Source organism: Aeromonas sp. QDB39, from assembly GCF_027707585.1.
Lineage (GTDB): Bacteria > Pseudomonadota > Gammaproteobacteria > Enterobacterales > Aeromonadaceae > Aeromonas > Aeromonas hydrophila.
In genome coordinates, this window is the sequence record NZ_JAPCIV010000012.1 from 21,695 (window position 1) to 36,677 (window position 14,983).

The 14,983-nt window shown below is 63.6% G+C and carries 13 protein-coding genes and 4 tRNA genes; 5 read left to right on the top strand and 12 right to left on the bottom strand.

The features are described from left to right. The first annotated feature begins 73 nt into the window (after positions 1-73). A complete protein-coding gene (locus PG899_RS08690) occupies positions 74-406 on the top strand; it encodes a hypothetical protein (protein ID WP_077095225.1) in 333 nt (110 codons plus the stop codon). Positions 407-434: 28 nt separating this feature from the next. On the opposite strand, the gene PG899_RS08695 is transcribed toward PG899_RS08690, so the two are convergent. The 6 genes from PG899_RS08695 to plsY all read right to left on the bottom strand — a co-directional run bounded on the left by PG899_RS08695 (position 435) and on the right by plsY (position 3,151). After that, positions 435-1,778, bottom strand: coding sequence for a potassium channel family protein (locus tag PG899_RS08695; protein ID WP_039213987.1), 1,344 nt, complete (start codon positions 1,776-1,778; stop codon positions 435-437). A 260-nt stretch (positions 1,779-2,038) separates the two neighbouring features. After that, positions 2,039-2,114, bottom strand: a tRNA-Asn gene (locus PG899_RS08700). A 44-nt stretch (positions 2,115-2,158) separates the two neighbouring features. Then, a tRNA-Phe gene (locus PG899_RS08705) sits at positions 2,159-2,234 on the bottom strand. Between the two features lie 3 nt (positions 2,235-2,237). After that, positions 2,238-2,313: transfer RNA gene (locus PG899_RS08710), tRNA-Thr, on the bottom strand. 52 nt (positions 2,314-2,365) lie between these two features. After that, a tRNA-Phe gene (locus tag PG899_RS08715) sits at positions 2,366-2,441 on the bottom strand. A gap of 47 nt (positions 2,442-2,488) precedes the next feature. Further along, entirely contained in the window at positions 2,489-3,151 is a 663-nt protein-coding gene (gene plsY, locus PG899_RS08720; RefSeq protein WP_016352149.1) for a glycerol-3-phosphate 1-O-acyltransferase PlsY, read from the bottom strand. A 176-nt stretch (positions 3,152-3,327) separates the two neighbouring features. Between plsY and folB the strand changes: the two genes are divergently transcribed. From folB to PG899_RS08735, 3 genes are all read left to right on the top strand, one after another. After that, positions 3,328-3,699 carry a dihydroneopterin aldolase gene (folB, locus tag PG899_RS08725; protein ID WP_011707547.1) on the top strand — a complete coding sequence of 124 codons (372 nt, stop codon included), beginning with the start codon at positions 3,328-3,330 and terminating at the stop codon, positions 3,697-3,699. Further along, complete coding sequence (folK, locus tag PG899_RS08730; RefSeq protein WP_017409458.1) at positions 3,699-4,208, top strand: 2-amino-4-hydroxy-6-hydroxymethyldihydropteridine diphosphokinase; 510 nt, start codon at positions 3,699-3,701, stop codon at positions 4,206-4,208. The genes folB and folK overlap by 1 nt, the downstream gene beginning before the upstream one ends. A gap of 121 nt (positions 4,209-4,329) precedes the next feature. Continuing rightward, entirely contained in the window at positions 4,330-4,812 is a 483-nt protein-coding gene (locus PG899_RS08735) for a YbaK/EbsC family protein (protein ID WP_017409457.1), read from the top strand. Positions 4,813-4,821: 9 nt separating this feature from the next. Here PG899_RS08735 and mdtD read toward each other — a convergent pair whose 3' ends face one another. From mdtD to PG899_RS08755, 4 genes are all read right to left on the bottom strand, one after another. Continuing rightward, positions 4,822-6,210: a multidrug transporter subunit MdtD gene (gene mdtD / locus PG899_RS08740; RefSeq protein ID WP_077095226.1), complete on the bottom strand. Its 1,389-nt coding sequence runs from the start codon at positions 6,208-6,210 to the stop codon at positions 4,822-4,824. Between the two features lie 61 nt (positions 6,211-6,271). After that, complete coding sequence (locus PG899_RS08745) at positions 6,272-7,399, bottom strand: CobW family GTP-binding protein (RefSeq protein WP_179101295.1); 1,128 nt, start codon at positions 7,397-7,399, stop codon at positions 6,272-6,274. Between the two features lie 71 nt (positions 7,400-7,470). Continuing rightward, entirely contained in the window at positions 7,471-8,865 is a 1,395-nt protein-coding gene (locus PG899_RS08750) for a D-arabinono-1,4-lactone oxidase (protein ID WP_077095227.1), read from the bottom strand. A 123-nt stretch (positions 8,866-8,988) separates the two neighbouring features. Next, positions 8,989-9,606: a LysE family translocator gene (locus tag PG899_RS08755; RefSeq protein WP_005305594.1), complete on the bottom strand. Its 618-nt coding sequence runs from the start codon at positions 9,604-9,606 to the stop codon at positions 8,989-8,991. Positions 9,607-9,682: 76 nt separating this feature from the next. Between PG899_RS08755 and PG899_RS08760 the strand changes: the two genes are divergently transcribed. Beyond that, complete coding sequence (locus tag PG899_RS08760) at positions 9,683-10,591, top strand: LysR family transcriptional regulator (protein WP_077095228.1); 909 nt, start codon at positions 9,683-9,685, stop codon at positions 10,589-10,591. 4 nt (positions 10,592-10,595) lie between these two features. Here PG899_RS08760 and PG899_RS08765 read toward each other — a convergent pair whose 3' ends face one another. Then, entirely contained in the window at positions 10,596-12,170 is a 1,575-nt protein-coding gene (locus PG899_RS08765) for an EAL domain-containing protein (protein WP_077095229.1), read from the bottom strand. Between the two features lie 163 nt (positions 12,171-12,333). Beyond that, positions 12,334-14,931 carry a bifunctional aconitate hydratase 2/2-methylisocitrate dehydratase gene (gene acnB, locus PG899_RS08770; RefSeq protein ID WP_077095230.1) on the bottom strand — a complete coding sequence of 866 codons (2,598 nt, stop codon included), beginning with the start codon at positions 14,929-14,931 and terminating at the stop codon, positions 12,334-12,336. Between the last annotated feature and the right edge of the window lie 52 nt (positions 14,932-14,983).

The following is a 14,983-nucleotide window of genomic DNA, read 5'->3' on the forward strand; positions in this document are numbered from 1 at the left end:
GCGAGATTGCCGTCCACGGCCGGCGCGGGTAAGCTCGCCCCATCGGCCATCCATCTACTCATCCAGCAGCACCATGAACGACCTCGTGACCTACATCAGAGCCATCCATCGCCAGGCGGGGCCGGCGATCATCGTCCGCCAGCAGAGTGAACAACACAGCGAGCAGGACGAGAGCGGCACTCTGACTCATCACCGGCAGACCCATTACTGGTTTGCCAACGGCGTGGTCATCTGCCACCAGCTGGAGCTGGACGAAGAGTCCTCTCCGCAGCTCTGCCCGGAGTGCTGGATCAGCTACCGGGTGGTCGCCAGCCCCATTCCCATCACACCTGCGCGCAAGCTGTTCCACAACCCCTGCCAGGAGGCCTTCTGGCTCAAGATGCAGCAGATCACGCCAGCTGGCTGACCCGCTCGGCCGGCCGCCGGCCCCCCCATCAATACTGCTTGGTCTTGGAGGCAAACCCCGCCAGGAACAGCCCGGTCAGAAACATGCCGCAGAAGGCCTCGATGGCAGACAGCAGCTGGAGCGGGGAGGAGGTCTGGGAGATGTCGCCATAGCCCAGGGTCACGAAGGTGACGATGCTGAAGTAGAGCGAGCGGCCCAGGTGGTGGTAGGTGACCGAGGCCGGCGCCAGAAAATAGGTCAGGGTCGCCAGCAGGATCACCCCCATCGACAGCAGCAGGCTGCGGATCGGCCGCTCGCCAAAGCCCCAGGTGATGAAACTGATGAACTTGGCGGCGCACTTCAGGTAGCACAGCAGGGTGAGCCAGCCTTTCTTTAGCCAGCCGCTGCGCAGCCAGCACTCCTTGAACAGCTCCCTCGGGCTCGCCAGCGACTTCATCTCGTGCAGCTTCTCCTTGTAGTAACACTCGCCGGCATCGACGGTATCACCCACGCTGGAGAAGAGCCGCTTGGCATTGCGGTAGAGCTTGCTGGCCTCGCTGTGATCGACCCGGCCATTCTCGTTGTAGGCCACCTGCACCTTGTCCAGGTTGGTGTGCTCCATGGTGGCGTCGAAGTTCTTGGCCCGCACGTTGAAGTTTTTCAGCACAGCCCGGGAGGAGTGAAAGCGGATCTCCTCGCACTCGATGGTGAAGTCCTGAAATACTCCGTCCTCCAGCGCCAGCTCCCGCTTCTTGGCCCAGGCCCTGTGGTCCCACAGCAGGGAGTCGAACAGATCGAGCCCGATCACCCCGCCGTTGACCCTCACCCCCTTGGCCGAGCAGTGCCACAGATAGACCTTGGAGTTGTTGACGGCGCCATCCAGCGAGAGTTCGTCCAGGCAGGTGAAGTCGAGCAGCCGGCCGGAGATGATGGGGCTTTTGAGCTCGACGCCGCCGATGTTGAGCAGCCGGTGCTTGCCCAGTACCTGGGCCTCCCCCTTGTTGTTCTCGGAGACCGAGAGCAGGCTCTGCACCCGCTTCACCTCGTCCTTGCCGTGCTTGCCGGCCAGCCACATGCAGTAGGGTTCAAAGCGCGTCTCGGCACGGATCAGCCCGCTTTTGCGCAGGGACTCCAGCGCGCTCGAGGCGGTCTCATAGAGCCTGATCTTGTCGTCGCTCATGTAGAGGCACAGGCTCAGCACGCAGCGGGAGCTGATGAAGCGGGCGATGCCGATCTGGAAGATCACCTGCTTGTCGATCTTCTGCTCCGTCATCCAGTCGTCGAAATGGGGCAGCGACGCCACCAGCAGATCCCAGATCAGGGGATAGTCGTTGGCCCGGCGCCACTCGTTGAACTGTTCGGGGGAAAGCTGCCAAAGCTCTGTTGCATTCATGGATGACCTCGCTCAAGAAACGGTTCCGTTTGCCTGCACCGGGCCTGATACCCGATAAGTCTGCATGACCCGAACCGGGCAGGAGACGGACTCAGCAAGCCATCATACTAGCCGAGCCGACGAAGTCACTGATGGGGAGGGGACAGGGTGAGCCATGCGACAACTTGGCGCCGGTTGGCCCATTTATTGGGCCGCAGTGAGTGCCGGATAGCGACGAACGGGCAAAGAAAAAGCCCAGCATTGCTGCTGGGCTTTTGAATTGGCTCCTCCTACTGGACTTGAACCAGTGACATACGGATTAACAGTCCGCCGTTCTACCGACTGAACTAAGGAGGAATTGTACTTTGGAGACCAGATATCCCTATCTCATCGCCTTATTGTGGTGCCCAGAGACGGAATCGAACCGCCGACACGGGGATTTTCAATCCCCTGCTCTACCGACTGAGCTATCTGGGCAAATGGTGCCGGCTACCGGAATCGAACTGGTGACCTACTGATTACAAGTCAGTTGCTCTACCTACTGAGCTAAGCCGGCACACTTTAAACCATTGTGCATGAACAATTTTTTATTTCATGGCACCAAAAATTGGTGCCCAGAGACGGAATCGAACCGCCGACACGGGGATTTTCAATCCCCTGCTCTACCGACTGAGCTATCTGGGCGTGGGCGCTATTAAACGGATTTTAAGGCAGGTGGTCAACGGGAAATTTCACTTTTTGTCTCGTTCGTCTCTTTTTTGCTCAGGATCATCCATTTCCAGCACTTCTTCCTGCTCGGCGCGGTTCTGGCGGCCCCAGACTCTGGGTTCCTCCCCTTTCAGCAGGCGAGCAATGTTCTCGTGATGGCGGATCAGAATGAGGCAGGAGAGCAGCGACACCGGCAACGTGTATTCCGGTTTGAGCAGGTAGGTAAAGAGCGGGGTCAGCAATACGGTAATGATGGAGGCCAGCGACGAATAGCCGCTCACCAGCAGCACCAGCAACCAGGTGCCGATCACCGCCCCCCCCATGGTGAAGCCGATGGGCATCATGGTGCCGAGCGCCGTGGCCACTCCCTTGCCGCCACGAAAGTGGAAGAAGATGGGGTACATGTGGCCGAGACAGGCAGCCACCCCGATAAAGCCTAGGTAGACGGGTTTGATCTGCAGATACCAGGCGAGGTAGACGGGAGCCGTGCCCTTGAGCACATCGAGCAGCAACACCACCACGGCCGCCAGCCGGCCACCGAGGCGCAGCACATTGGTGGCCCCCGGGTTGTGGGAGCCGTGATCACGGGGATCCGGCAGACCCGTGATGCGGGAAACCAGCACCGCACTGGACAGCGAGCCGCCCAGGTAGGCCAGAATAATCATCAAAATCGTCAGGGCCGTCATCTTGGTCGTTTTTACCACGATATGAATGGGGTATGATGCGGGCCACATTCTCTGGCGCCGACGTGGGGTTGCCCAACGCGTGTCGCCCAAACCGGCCGCCGGCACTCATCCGCTGGCCAGGCCTGCATCCCTGCGCTGTCATCACAGCCCATCAAGAGTAAAGAAGAAGTACTGTCATGGACAAGGTGTTTATTCGCGGACTCGAGGTTTTGACCACTATCGGTGTATACGAGTGGGAGAAAGGCATTCGCCAGAAGCTCTGTTTCGACCTCGAGATGGGGTTCGACAACCGCCCCGCCGCCGCAACCGACGATATCAAGCTGGCACTGGATTACGCCACCCTCTCTCGCAAGATCTGTGATCACGCCTCCAGCAAGGTGGTGGAGCTGGTCGAAACCATGGCCGAACAGGTCGCCATGCTGGTGCTGGCCGACGAACGGGTGCAGTGGGTCAAGGTCACCCTGACCAAACCGGGTGCCGTCCCCAATGCCGCCGGTGTCGGCGTCGAGATCCTGCGTCACCGCACCCCGGCCGCGAGCGCCAACTGATGACCCGCATCTATATCAGCCTGGGATCCAACATCGAGCGGGAACGTCATATCCGCGCCGGCCTCGATGCGCTGCAGGCCGAGTTTGGTGAACTGCAGGTCTCCCGGGTGTTCGAGAGCGAGGCGGTGGGCTTCAACGGCCGCCCCTTCTACAACCTGGTAGTGGGCGCCGATACCGAGCTGCCGCTGGCGACCCTGTGCCAACGACTGCGCGCCATGGAGTTTGCCCACGGCCGCGAGCCGGATGCCAAGAAGTTCGCCCCGCGCACCCTGGATCTCGATCTGCTGCTCTACGGCGAGCTGGTCTGCGAGACGCCGCTGGTACTGCCGCGCGGCGAGATCCTCAGCAACGCCTTCGTGCTCTGGCCGCTGGCCGAACTGGCCCCCACCCTGCGCCATCCGCTGGATGGGCGCACGCTCGGTGAGCTGTGGGAGCGTTACGACAAGGCCTCCCAACGGCTCTGCCCCATCCCCTTTCACTGGGCAGCGGGCGAATTGCAGCACCACTGAACGACAAGGGCACCTCGCGGTGCCCTTGTTGTTGATGGACGGAGCTGATAACGGATAAGAAACCGTGATTGGGCCTGCGCCGGTGCAAGTGGCAGGATGGCCGCCATCACAGGAGAACCCCATGCCACTCGATACCATTCACGACTTCAACTGCCGGCTGCTGGCCGGGCTGCCCCACCAGCGCTTCGAGCACGAACCCATTCTCGACTACGCCACCGATGAAAAGGTGAGAGCACGCCTCGGTTGGCAGGCCGAATTCAGCAAGACCCTGTTTCTCAAGTTCAAGGATGGCCGCTTCGCCCTGCTGCTGACCCACAGGGACGGCCGGCTCGACAACAAGGCGGTCAAGGCGGCGCTCGGCGCCAAGCCCTCCATCTGCACCGCCGACGAGATGCAGGCGGAGATTGGTTGCCTGCCGGGCGCGGTCTGCCCCTTCCTGCCTCGCGCCGACATCCCGCTGCTGGTGGATCCCGTGCTCATGACCCACCACGCCTTTACCTGGACCCCGGGCCACCCCGAGCAGACCTTCCTGCTGGAAACCGCCCACCTGGCCGGGCTGCTGACCCAGCTACCCTGCCAGGTGAGCTACCTGCCGGCCCCCTGAGCCCGCGGCTCAGCGCTTGTCCCGCGCCAGCTGGGCGAAGATCAGCGCCGCCAGCATCGACATCAGGCCGATGCAGAGGTAGGTGAGGTGAAAGCCTCCCAGCCACTGACCATCCGCCGCCGACGAGCCGGCAGAGAAGAGCCCCAGCAGACTGGCGGCGATGGCCACCCCCAAACTCATGGAGAGCTGCATCACCACCGACAGCAGGCCGTTGCCGCTGCTGGCAAACTCCGGGCTGAGATCCTGCAGGGTCAGGGTGTTCATGGCGGAGAACTGCAGCGAGTTGATGGCGCCGAACACCATCAGCCAGCCCAGCAGCACCCCGTAGGGGAGCTTGTTGTCGATGAGGGAGAAGCTGGCGATCATCACCCCGAGCGCCAGGGTGTTGCCGATCAGGATGCGGCGATAACCGATGCGCGGAATGAGCTTGTTCACCAGCGTCTTGGTCAGCATGGCCCCCAGCACGGTGGGGATCATGGTCATCCCCGCCTTGCTCGGCGAGAAGCCGAGCCCCAGTTGCAGAAACAGCGGGGTGAGAAACGGCATGGCGCCGCTGCCGAGCCGGGCAAACAGGTTGCCCCAGATGCCGATGGCGAAGGTGCTGGTCTTGAACAACCCCAGCCCGAACAGCGGCTCCTCGGCATTGGCGGCGTAGAGCCAGTAGCTCGCCATGGCGGCCAGCCCGAACAGCAGGGCAAACAGCGCCCAGCCGGTGGAGATGCTGTGCTCCCCCAGCCCCTGCAGGCCCACCGACACCAGCACCATGCCGGCGCTGAACATCACGAACCCCTGCCAGTCGAACTTGGCCGTGCTCTGGCGCAAGTCCGGCATGAAGTACCAGCTGGCGATGAAGCCGAGCAACCCCACCGGCAGGTTGATGAGAAACACCCAGTGCCAGCTCGCTACCTCCACCAGCCAGCCCCCCAGTGCCGGGCCGATCAGCGGCCCCACCAGGCCGGGGATGGTGACGAACGACATCACCCGCAGCAGCTCGTGCTTGCTGTAGACCCGCAGTACCGCCAGCCTGCCCACCGGCATCAGCAGGGCGCCACCGATCCCCTGCAGCACCCGCGCCGCCACCAGCAACGGCAGGGAGTTGGCGGCCGCGCAGGCCAGGGAGCCCAGAGTAAACAGCAGGATGGCGGCCAGATAGATGCGACGAGTGCCGAATCGGTCCGCCAGCCAGCCGGAGGCGGGAATGAGCAGCGCCACCGTCAGCATGTAGGCGATGATCACCGACTGCATCTGCAGCGGGCTCTCGCCCAGGGTCTCGGCCATGCTGGGCAGGGCGGTGTTGAGGATGGTGCCATCCAGCGTCTGCATGAAGAAACCAACCGCAGTGAGCGGCGGCAGCCATTTACGCTGGGCAGGGGTCACCATGTGTGTGCTATCGGGCATCTGCAGCCACCTCCTCTTCAGACAAAAAAAGACCCGCACAAGCGCGGGTCATCTCATTACATCAGGCATCAGGCTGGCCGAGCATGGCTCTGAGCTGCTCTTCCAGGCTGGGCTCGGGCGCCTTCAGCGTATCCAGGAACAACCGCTCTATGCCCGCCTTGTCCTGACTTTTCACGATGAACACCAGCCGGGACTGGGCCTTGCCTTCCGGCCACTCCCCCAGCGCCTGCAGCGGATAGAGCTGGCCATGGACGCCGTGGATCACCACCGGCTGGCTCTCCCCCTCCAGCTGCAATATGCCCTTGAGCCGCAGCAGCGCATCGCCGTATTGCGCCTGCACCGCATCGATGGCGGCCAGCAGGCGAGAAGGCTTGAGCGGCTCGCCGATGCGCAGGGCGAAACTCTCGATATTGCCATGCTCGAAGTGGGTCGGCGCGGCCGTGCCCACCTTGACGGCGAACGGCTTCATCTTGGGCTGCATCGGTGAGGCCAGCCCCTGTTTCGGAGCTTCGGTGCGCAGCCAGGCCAGCAGCTGGCGCACGTCGCGCCCGGCCGCCTCGTTGTAGGCACCCAGCTTCTCCAGCACGGCGGGCGACAGCTCGCCGTTGCTGACCCGCTCGATGGGGGCTGCTGGGTTCAGGGCCGCCAGCTGGGCTTCGACCCGCTCCAGCTGCTCGCCATCCACCAGATCCCCCTTGCTCACTACCAGCAGATCCGCCAGCGCCACCTGTTTCACCGCTTCATACTGAGCCGCCAGCTGCTGCTCGATATGGCCGGCATCCACCACGGTGACGGTGCCGTCGAAGCGGTAACGCTGGGCGATAAAGCCCTCTTCCCTCAACGTGAACAGCACCGGGGCCGGATCGGCGAGGCCAGTGGTCTCGATAATGAGTCGTTTAAAAGGCTTAATTTTCCGCTGGATAGCCTTCATAAACAGTCCCTGCAGCGCCTCCACCAGGGAGCCCTGCACCGAGCAGCAGATGCAGCCGGAATCGAGCAGCACCACCTGCTCGTCCACCTGCTGCACCAGGTGGTGATCCAGCCCTACCGAGCCGAACTCGTTGATCAGCACCGCGCATTCGCCAAGCTCGGGCTGCTTGACCCAGTGGTTGAGCAAGGTGGTCTTGCCGCTGCCGAGAAAGCCGGTCAGCAGGGTCACAGGGATACGCGTATCTTGCATGTCCGTCATAGGGATGACTCCCCTCTGGTCGGCAGGGTGATGAGTAAGCGAGTGTCTTGCATATCGGTCATGTCAGATCCTTACCGGTTGGCAAACAGGTCGGCGAGCCAGCGGTTTTCGAAACGGCCGTGGGGGTCGAGCTCGCCCTTGAGGGTCAGGAAGTCGTGCCAGCGCGGCAGCAGCGCCGGAAAGTCGTAGAGATCCATCGCCAGGTGCTTGCCGAAGTGCGGGATGCCGCCGAGCGGCACCAGCAGTTGCTGCAGCTCGCGCATCTGCTCCATGGAGCCGTTGACGAAGGTGCCGTCCGCCGCCAGATAGACCAGAAAACCGATCCAGCAGACCGGCTGATCATAGGCGGCACTGAGCCAGGCCTTGGAGGGGCCGGTGCAGCGCAGGATAAAGGGGTAGTGCAGCACGCCCGGGTTGGCCTGCTGCCACGCCTGCAGGGTCTCCAGCGCCTCGTTCATCCGATGCAGCGGCACCGCCACCTCGCAGTTGATCTGGGGCGCCGGGATCCCCTTGCAGAGGATCTGGTAGACGTTGCCCACCAGATCGGAGGCATCCTTGAAGCGGCGCACCGTCTCGAAGTGCTCGCCGGCCAGCGCCTCATCCTTGGTGTCCTTGGCCATCTTCTGCAGAGTCGCATCTATGGTGGCATTCATGCGGGCGTCGATGTCGCCCTCCAGCAGCAGCGGCTCGCTGCCACCGGCGCGGTAGCGGGCCACCTCCTCCTCGGAGGCGGGATCCACCAGCCAGATGTGGCTCTCGCCGGTCCAGGCGAACCACCAGCTCTTCACGAAGGCGTGCTCGCGGTTGAGCCGCTCGTTGTGCGCCAGCAGGAAGGGATAGTCGGTGGTGAACTTGGTGCAGCGCATGATGCGGTTGGGCACGGTCTGCAGGGTGACGTCGAGCAGAATGCCGAGCATCCCCATGCCCATCACGAAGGCGCCGAAGCGTGGATCGCTGCGGTCCACCCGGATGGTGTCGCCGCTGGCCAGCATGACTGTCATGGCCGCCACCGCATCGCACAGGGCGGACTGGTGCAGCCCCTGGCCGTGAGTGCCGGTGCTGAGCGCACCGCCCAGGGTCTGGATGCCGATGACGCCGGGGGAAACCGGCAACATCCGCTCCATGGCGATGAGATCGGCGTAGACGGTGTCGAGCGGGGTGCCCGCCTGGTAGGTGACGGTGTCGGCGGTCTGCGCCAACTGGCCACGCAGGTGGTGCAAGTCCACCAGCAGCGCCTGGCTGCCCTCGGCATAGACGCTGTGGATGGGTTCGAAGGAGAGGCCGGAGCCGATGAGGCGCAGCTTGCGCTCGGGGTTTTCCCGCAGCAGTTGCTGCAGTTCGTCGCGATTCTTCGGACGCCACACCTGCTCCAGTGCGCCGAGCGGATTGGTCCTGGACCAGTTGAACAGCACCTCCCGCTGACCTATCGCCTTGATGCTGTGAAATGCCTGGAACCTGACCGTCATACCGCCCCTCATCTTTATTGACGTCAAAATGAGCGCCAATTCTACCGAAAAGCGGGGCGCAAGGCATGAAAAACAAGCCCCTACAGTCGGGGGTGGATAGGGGAGAGCGCCTCTCCCCTCGCCTCAGCGCGTCTGCTGGGTCAGTGCCAGCAGCATGCCGAATCCCACCAGCAGAGCGCCAAACACCCGATCGATCCAGTGGCGCACCGCCAGCAGCCGACCCCTTACCGAATCGGTGGAGAAGAAGATCGCCACCGCGCTGAACCAGACGGCGTGGGCCAGCACGATGAAGGCGCCGTAACCGAGCTGGACCGCCAGCGGCGTCTGCGGCTGCACCACCTGCATGAACAGACTGACGATGAAGATGGTGGTCTTGGGGTTGAGCACATTGGTCAGAAAACCGGTGCGCAGCGCCCCCAGGCTGGAGAGGGCGGGCTGCTCGGCCAGCACCTCGGCGGTCGCCGGCTTGGCCCGCAGCATCTTGATGCCGAGGAAGATGAGGTAGGCAGCCCCCGCCAGCTTGATGAGATTGAACAGCCAGAGCGACTGCTGGATCAGCAGCCCCACCCCGAGCAGGGTGTAGGTGACGTGCACGCAGACCCCGGCGCCGATGCCGAGCGCCGTCAGCACCCCGCTGCGACGCGAGAGCAGCAGGCTGTTGCGCGACACCATGGCGAAGTCGGGCCCCGGGCTGATGACGGCAAAGAAGGTAATGGCTACTACGGCTAACAGTTCGGTCATGAAAATAGTCCTGATCACATGGAATATCGGCTATTTTATTTGGCCATAGCACCAATAACGAACGATAACTTCTGACATGAACGGTGAGAATGATTCACAGAAAAGCCTGTCGCTGCCGGCCCTGACCGCCCTGCGCTGTTTCGAGGTGGCGGCCCGTACCGAACACTTCAGCCGCGCCGCCGACGAGCTGCACCTCACTCACGGCGCGGTCAGCCGGGCGGTACGCCTGCTGGAAGAGGATCTCGGGGTCATGCTGTTCGAACGGCGCCAGCGCCGGGTCTTTCTGACCGAGGCGGGCGAGCGGCTCTATCAGGCGGTCAGGGAGGGGCTGGGCGGCATCCGCCAGACGGCGCAGGCGCTGCGCCGGCAGGGACGGCCGACGTCGCTGGTCATCTCCTGCGAGCCAACCCTGCTGATGCGCTGGCTGATCCCGCGCTGGCCCGCCTTCCAGGCCCTGCATCCCGAGCTGGACGTGCACCTGATGGCCGGTGGCGGTGCCCTCAGCTTCGGCAGCGGCATCGATCTCGCCATCCGGCGCAACGACTTCCAGTGGCCTGCCGAGCTCTACAGCCAGCCGCTGTTCGAGGAGCTGACCGGGCCGGTCTGCCAGCCGGGCAAGGTAGCACAGTTCTTCGAAGCGGGGGCAAACGGCCCGGCCCTGCGCCCTGGCGCCCCCCGCCTGCACACCAAGACCCGGCCGGGAGCCTGGCAGGAGTGGTTGCAGCACGCCGGCCAGTTTGCCGGCGAGGAGGCGCCGGGGCAGACCTTCGAGCACTTCTACTTCAGCCTGCAGGCGGCAGTCGCCGGGCTGGGGGTCGCCATCGGCCCCTACCGGCAGGTGTGCGACGACATCGAGGCCGGCCTGCTGGTGGCGCCGCTCGGCTTTTGTCCCGACGGCACCGGCTACCACCTGCTCGCCCCCGCCCCGCCCGCTCCCGGCAGCGCCCACGCCAGACTGTCGGAGTGGCTGCAATCCCTCACCTGATGGCTCAGACAGAAGCCAGCTGCACCGAGCGGTCGACCTGAGGCTGGGCCAATGCAGCCTGAAAGTCGCGCAGCGGCAGCGGACGGCCAAACAGGTAGCCCTGCAGGTAGTCGACGCCTTTGCGTTTCAGGTAGTCGGCCTGCTGGCGCGTCTCCACCCCCTCGGCAACCAGCGCGAGGCCGAGCCGGGTCCCCAGATCGATCACGTTGTCGACTATGTGCTCGGACAGGGATTCGGTGCCGATCCTGCCGATAAACGACTGATCTATCTTGAGATAGTCCACATGGAACTGCTGCAGGTAGTGCAGGCTGGAGTGGCCGGTGCCAAAATCGTCCATGGCCAGCCTGACCCCCATCTGGTCGAGCTGGCGAAACAGCGCCAGGGTCTGGGGATCCGCCACCAGCAGCTCCCGCTCGGTCAGCTCCAGCACCAGTACTACCTGGCCCGGCGCGAAGTGATCGAGGAAGCGCCGGCACTCGGCAAGCAGCGCCATGTCGCGACAGTGGGCGGCACTGATGTTGAAGCTGAGGTGAAACCCGTCGGGCACCAGGTCGCGCTCCATGCTCAGCTCGCGGGCCACCTCCTCCATCAGCAGGCTGGTCATCGGCACGATCAGACCGCTCGCCTCCGCCTGGGGGATGAAGAAATCCGGGCGGATCAGCCCGGCCGTCGGATGTTGCCAGCGCATCAACACCTCGGCCCCGATCACCCGCTCGCTCCCCGCCGCCACCAGCGGTTGCAAATAGGGCACAAACTCCCGATTGCGCAGGGCTCGCGCCAGCTCGACCTCCGGTGAACGGGGCCGTCCCAGCAGCCACCAGATGAGCAGGGCGAAGCCGAGGGAGATCCCCAGCAGCAGCAGGATGGCCCAGCGCCTGGCCTGCCACAGGGAGTTCCAGAACGAGGGCACCTCGTGCCCGGCATAGATGGAGAGCGGATAGCGGCTGGAGTGGATCTCATGGCTGGCCAGCATCGCCTGCGGCTGCCCCCCTTCACTCAGCACGCCCCGCTCGTCCAGCCACTGCTGCCCCACGTGCAGCAGCAGGGTGCAGGGCCGTCCGCTCAGCACCAGCATGAAGCGCAGGTACTCGCCGTCTATGGTGCTGAAAGCGGCCCCCTTGCCATGGCTGTCGCGCAGGGCCAACAGGGGGTGGTGGGCCCGCACCTGGTTGCCCGCCAACAGCAGCAGCCGTCCGCCGCTGTAACGCTCGAGCCGATCCGGCCACTGGATGGCACCGAACAGCGAGTTGCAGTAGATCCCGTTCTCCCCCACCAGGTTGACGGTGCGCACGAAGGGCACCAGCGCCACCTGCTGGCGCAGGGTGAACAGGGCCTGCTCGCACGGCTGATCGATGAAGGGAAAGAGCGAGCGGTTGGCACTCTCGGCGTGGGCCAGCATGGTTTCCATCAGGGTCACCGCCTGTCTGGCGGAGTGCTCGGACTGACGATCCAGAGCGTGCATATGACTGTTGTAGATGGCCCAGCCGCCGAACGTGAAGGGCAGGCTGAACAGCAACAGGGTGCAGCCAAGACGGAGCCAGGGACGGGAGAAATCCAGATTGGGCAGCGACATCGACATAGCGGGACCAGACAGCAAACATGGCAGCCCACCTTAACAGCCGATGCTGAACCCAGCCCTAATGTGTGCAAAAAACAACCAGGCATGCCCAGAACAAAAACAAAAGCCCCGGCACGGGCCGGGGCTTTGCATCAGCACGGGAGCGCCATGGCGGCGCCGACCCTTATACCGCTTGCTGCAGGATCACCGCATCGGCCTTCTTGGTGTAGGAGGCGATCTCGTTGAAGTTGAGGTAGCGATAGGTGTCGGCCGCAGTGGCGTCCAGGGTCTTGGCGTACTGCAGGTACTCGGCCACGGTCGGGATCTTGCCGATGATGGCGGCAACCGCAGCCAGCTCGGCAGAGGCCAGATAGACGTTGGCACCCTTGCCCAGACGGTTCGGGAAGTTGCGGGTGGAGGTGGAAACCACGGAGGCCCCTTCCGCTACCCGCGCCTGGTTGCCCATGCAGAGGGAACAACCGGGGATCTCGATGCGGGCACCGACCCGGCCGAAGATGCCGTAGTAGCCCTCTTCGGTCAGCTGATCCTTGTCCATCTTGGTGGGCGGCGCGATCCACATGCGGGTCGGCAGCTCGCCCTGATACTTCTCGAGCAGTTTGCCGGCGGCGCGGAAGTGGCCGATGTTGGTCATGCAGGAACCGATGAATACCTCGTCAATCTGGTCGCCAGCCACGCTGCTCAGCAGACGGGCATCGTCCGGATCGTTCGGCGCGCACAGGATCGGCTCCTTGATGGTGGCCAGATCGATCTCGATGATTTCGGCGTACTCGGCATCCTTGTCCGCTTCCATCAGCACCGGGTTGGCCAGCCACTCTTCCATCCCCTTGATGCGGCGAGTGATGGTGCGTACGTCGCCGTAGCCTTCGGACAGCATCCATTTGAGCATCACGATGTTGGACTTCAGATACTCGATGATCGGCTCTTTATCCAGCTTGATGGTGCAACCGGCGGCGGAACGCTCGGCGCTGGCGTCGGCCAGTTCGAACGCCTGCTCCACCTTCAGGGTCGGCAGACCTTCGATCTCGAGGATGCGGCCGGAGAAGATGTTCTTCTTGCCCGCTTTCTCGACGGTCAGCAGCCCTTTCTGGATGGCGGCGTAGGGGATGGCATGGACCAGGTCACGCAGGGTGATGCCCGGCTGCAACTCGCCCTTGAAGCGCACCAGCACGGATTCCGGCATGTCCAGAGGCATCACGCCGGTGGCGGCGGCGAAGGCCACCAGACCGGAGCCCGCCGGGAAGGAGATGCCGATGGGGAAACGGGTGTGGGAGTCACCACCGGTACCCACGGTATCCGGCAGCAGCATGCGGTTCAGCCAGGAGTGGATGACGCCGTCACCCGGACGCAGGGAGACACCGCCGCGGTTCATGATGAAGTCCGGCAGGGTGTGGTGGGTCTGTACGTCGATGGGCTTGGGATAGGCCGCGGTGTGGCAGAAGGACTGCATGGTCAGATCGGCGGAGAAGCCGAGGCAGGCCAGGTCTTTCAGCTCGTCGCGGGTCATCGGGCCCGTGGTGTCCTGGGAGCCGACCGTGGTCATCTTGGGCTCGCAGTAGGTGCCGGGGCGAATGCCCTTCACGCCGCACGCCTTACCCACCATCTTCTGGGCCAGGGTGAAGCCTTTGCCGGTATCGGCCACCGGCTGCGGACGGCGGAACACGGTGGAGAACGGCAGACCCAGCGCTTCGCGGGCCTTGTCGGTCAGGCCGCGGCCGATGATCAGCGGGATGCGGCCACCGGCGCGCACTTCGTCGATCAGCACGTCGGTTTTCAGTTCAAACTGCGCCAGCACCTGGTCGGTGCCGTGCTTGCAGATCTTGCCGGCAAACGGGTAGATGTCGATCACATCGCCCATTTCCAGCTTGGAGACGTCCACTTCGATGGGCAGGGCGCCGGCATCTTCCATGGTATTGAAGAAGATCGGGGCAATCTTGCCACCGAGGCAGACACCGCCGGCGCGCTTGTTCGGCACGTGCGGAATGTCGTCGCCCATGAACCAGAGCACCGAGTTGGTGGCGGATTTGCGGGAAGAACCGGTACCCACCACGTCACCCACGTAAGCCAGCGGGAAACCTTTCTCTTTCAGCGCATCGATGGTCTTGATAGGGCCGATGACGCCATCCTTGTCCGGGGTGATGCCGGGACGGGCGTTCTTCAGCATGGCCAGCGCGTGCAGCGGAATGTCCGGGCGGGACCAGGCGTCCGGCGCCGGCGACAGGTCGTCGGTGTTGGTTTCGCCGGTCACCTTGAACACGGTGACGGTGATCTTCTCAGCCAGTTCAGGGCGGGAGAGGAACCACTCGGCATCGGCCCAGGATTGCATCACCTGCTTGGCGTGGGCATTGCCCGCCTTGGCCTTCTCTTCCACGTCGTGGAAGGAGTCGAACATCAGCAGGGTGTGGGAGAGGCCCTTGGCGGCAAGAGGAGCCAGGGTCGCGTGGTCCAGCAGGTCGATCAGCGGCTGAATGTTGTAACCACCCTGCATGGTGCCCAGCAGCTCGACGGCTTCGGCAGCGCTCAGGATGGGAGAGTGGGCTTCGCCCTTGGCGACGGCGGTGAGGAAGCCGGCTTTGACATAGGCCGCTTCATCAACACCAGGGGGAATACGGGAGGACAACAGCTCTTTCAGAAAGTCTTGTTCGCCGGCGGGCGGGTTCTTGAGCAGCTCAACCAGGGCGGCGACCTGCTCTGCGTCCAGAGGTTTGGCAACCACGCCTTCGGCGGCACGTTCTGCGACGTGTTTACGGTATGTTTCAAGCACGACTAATTCCTCTTTGGTCTTTTTTTGGGGTTCGCCCACGCTCGCGGCGATC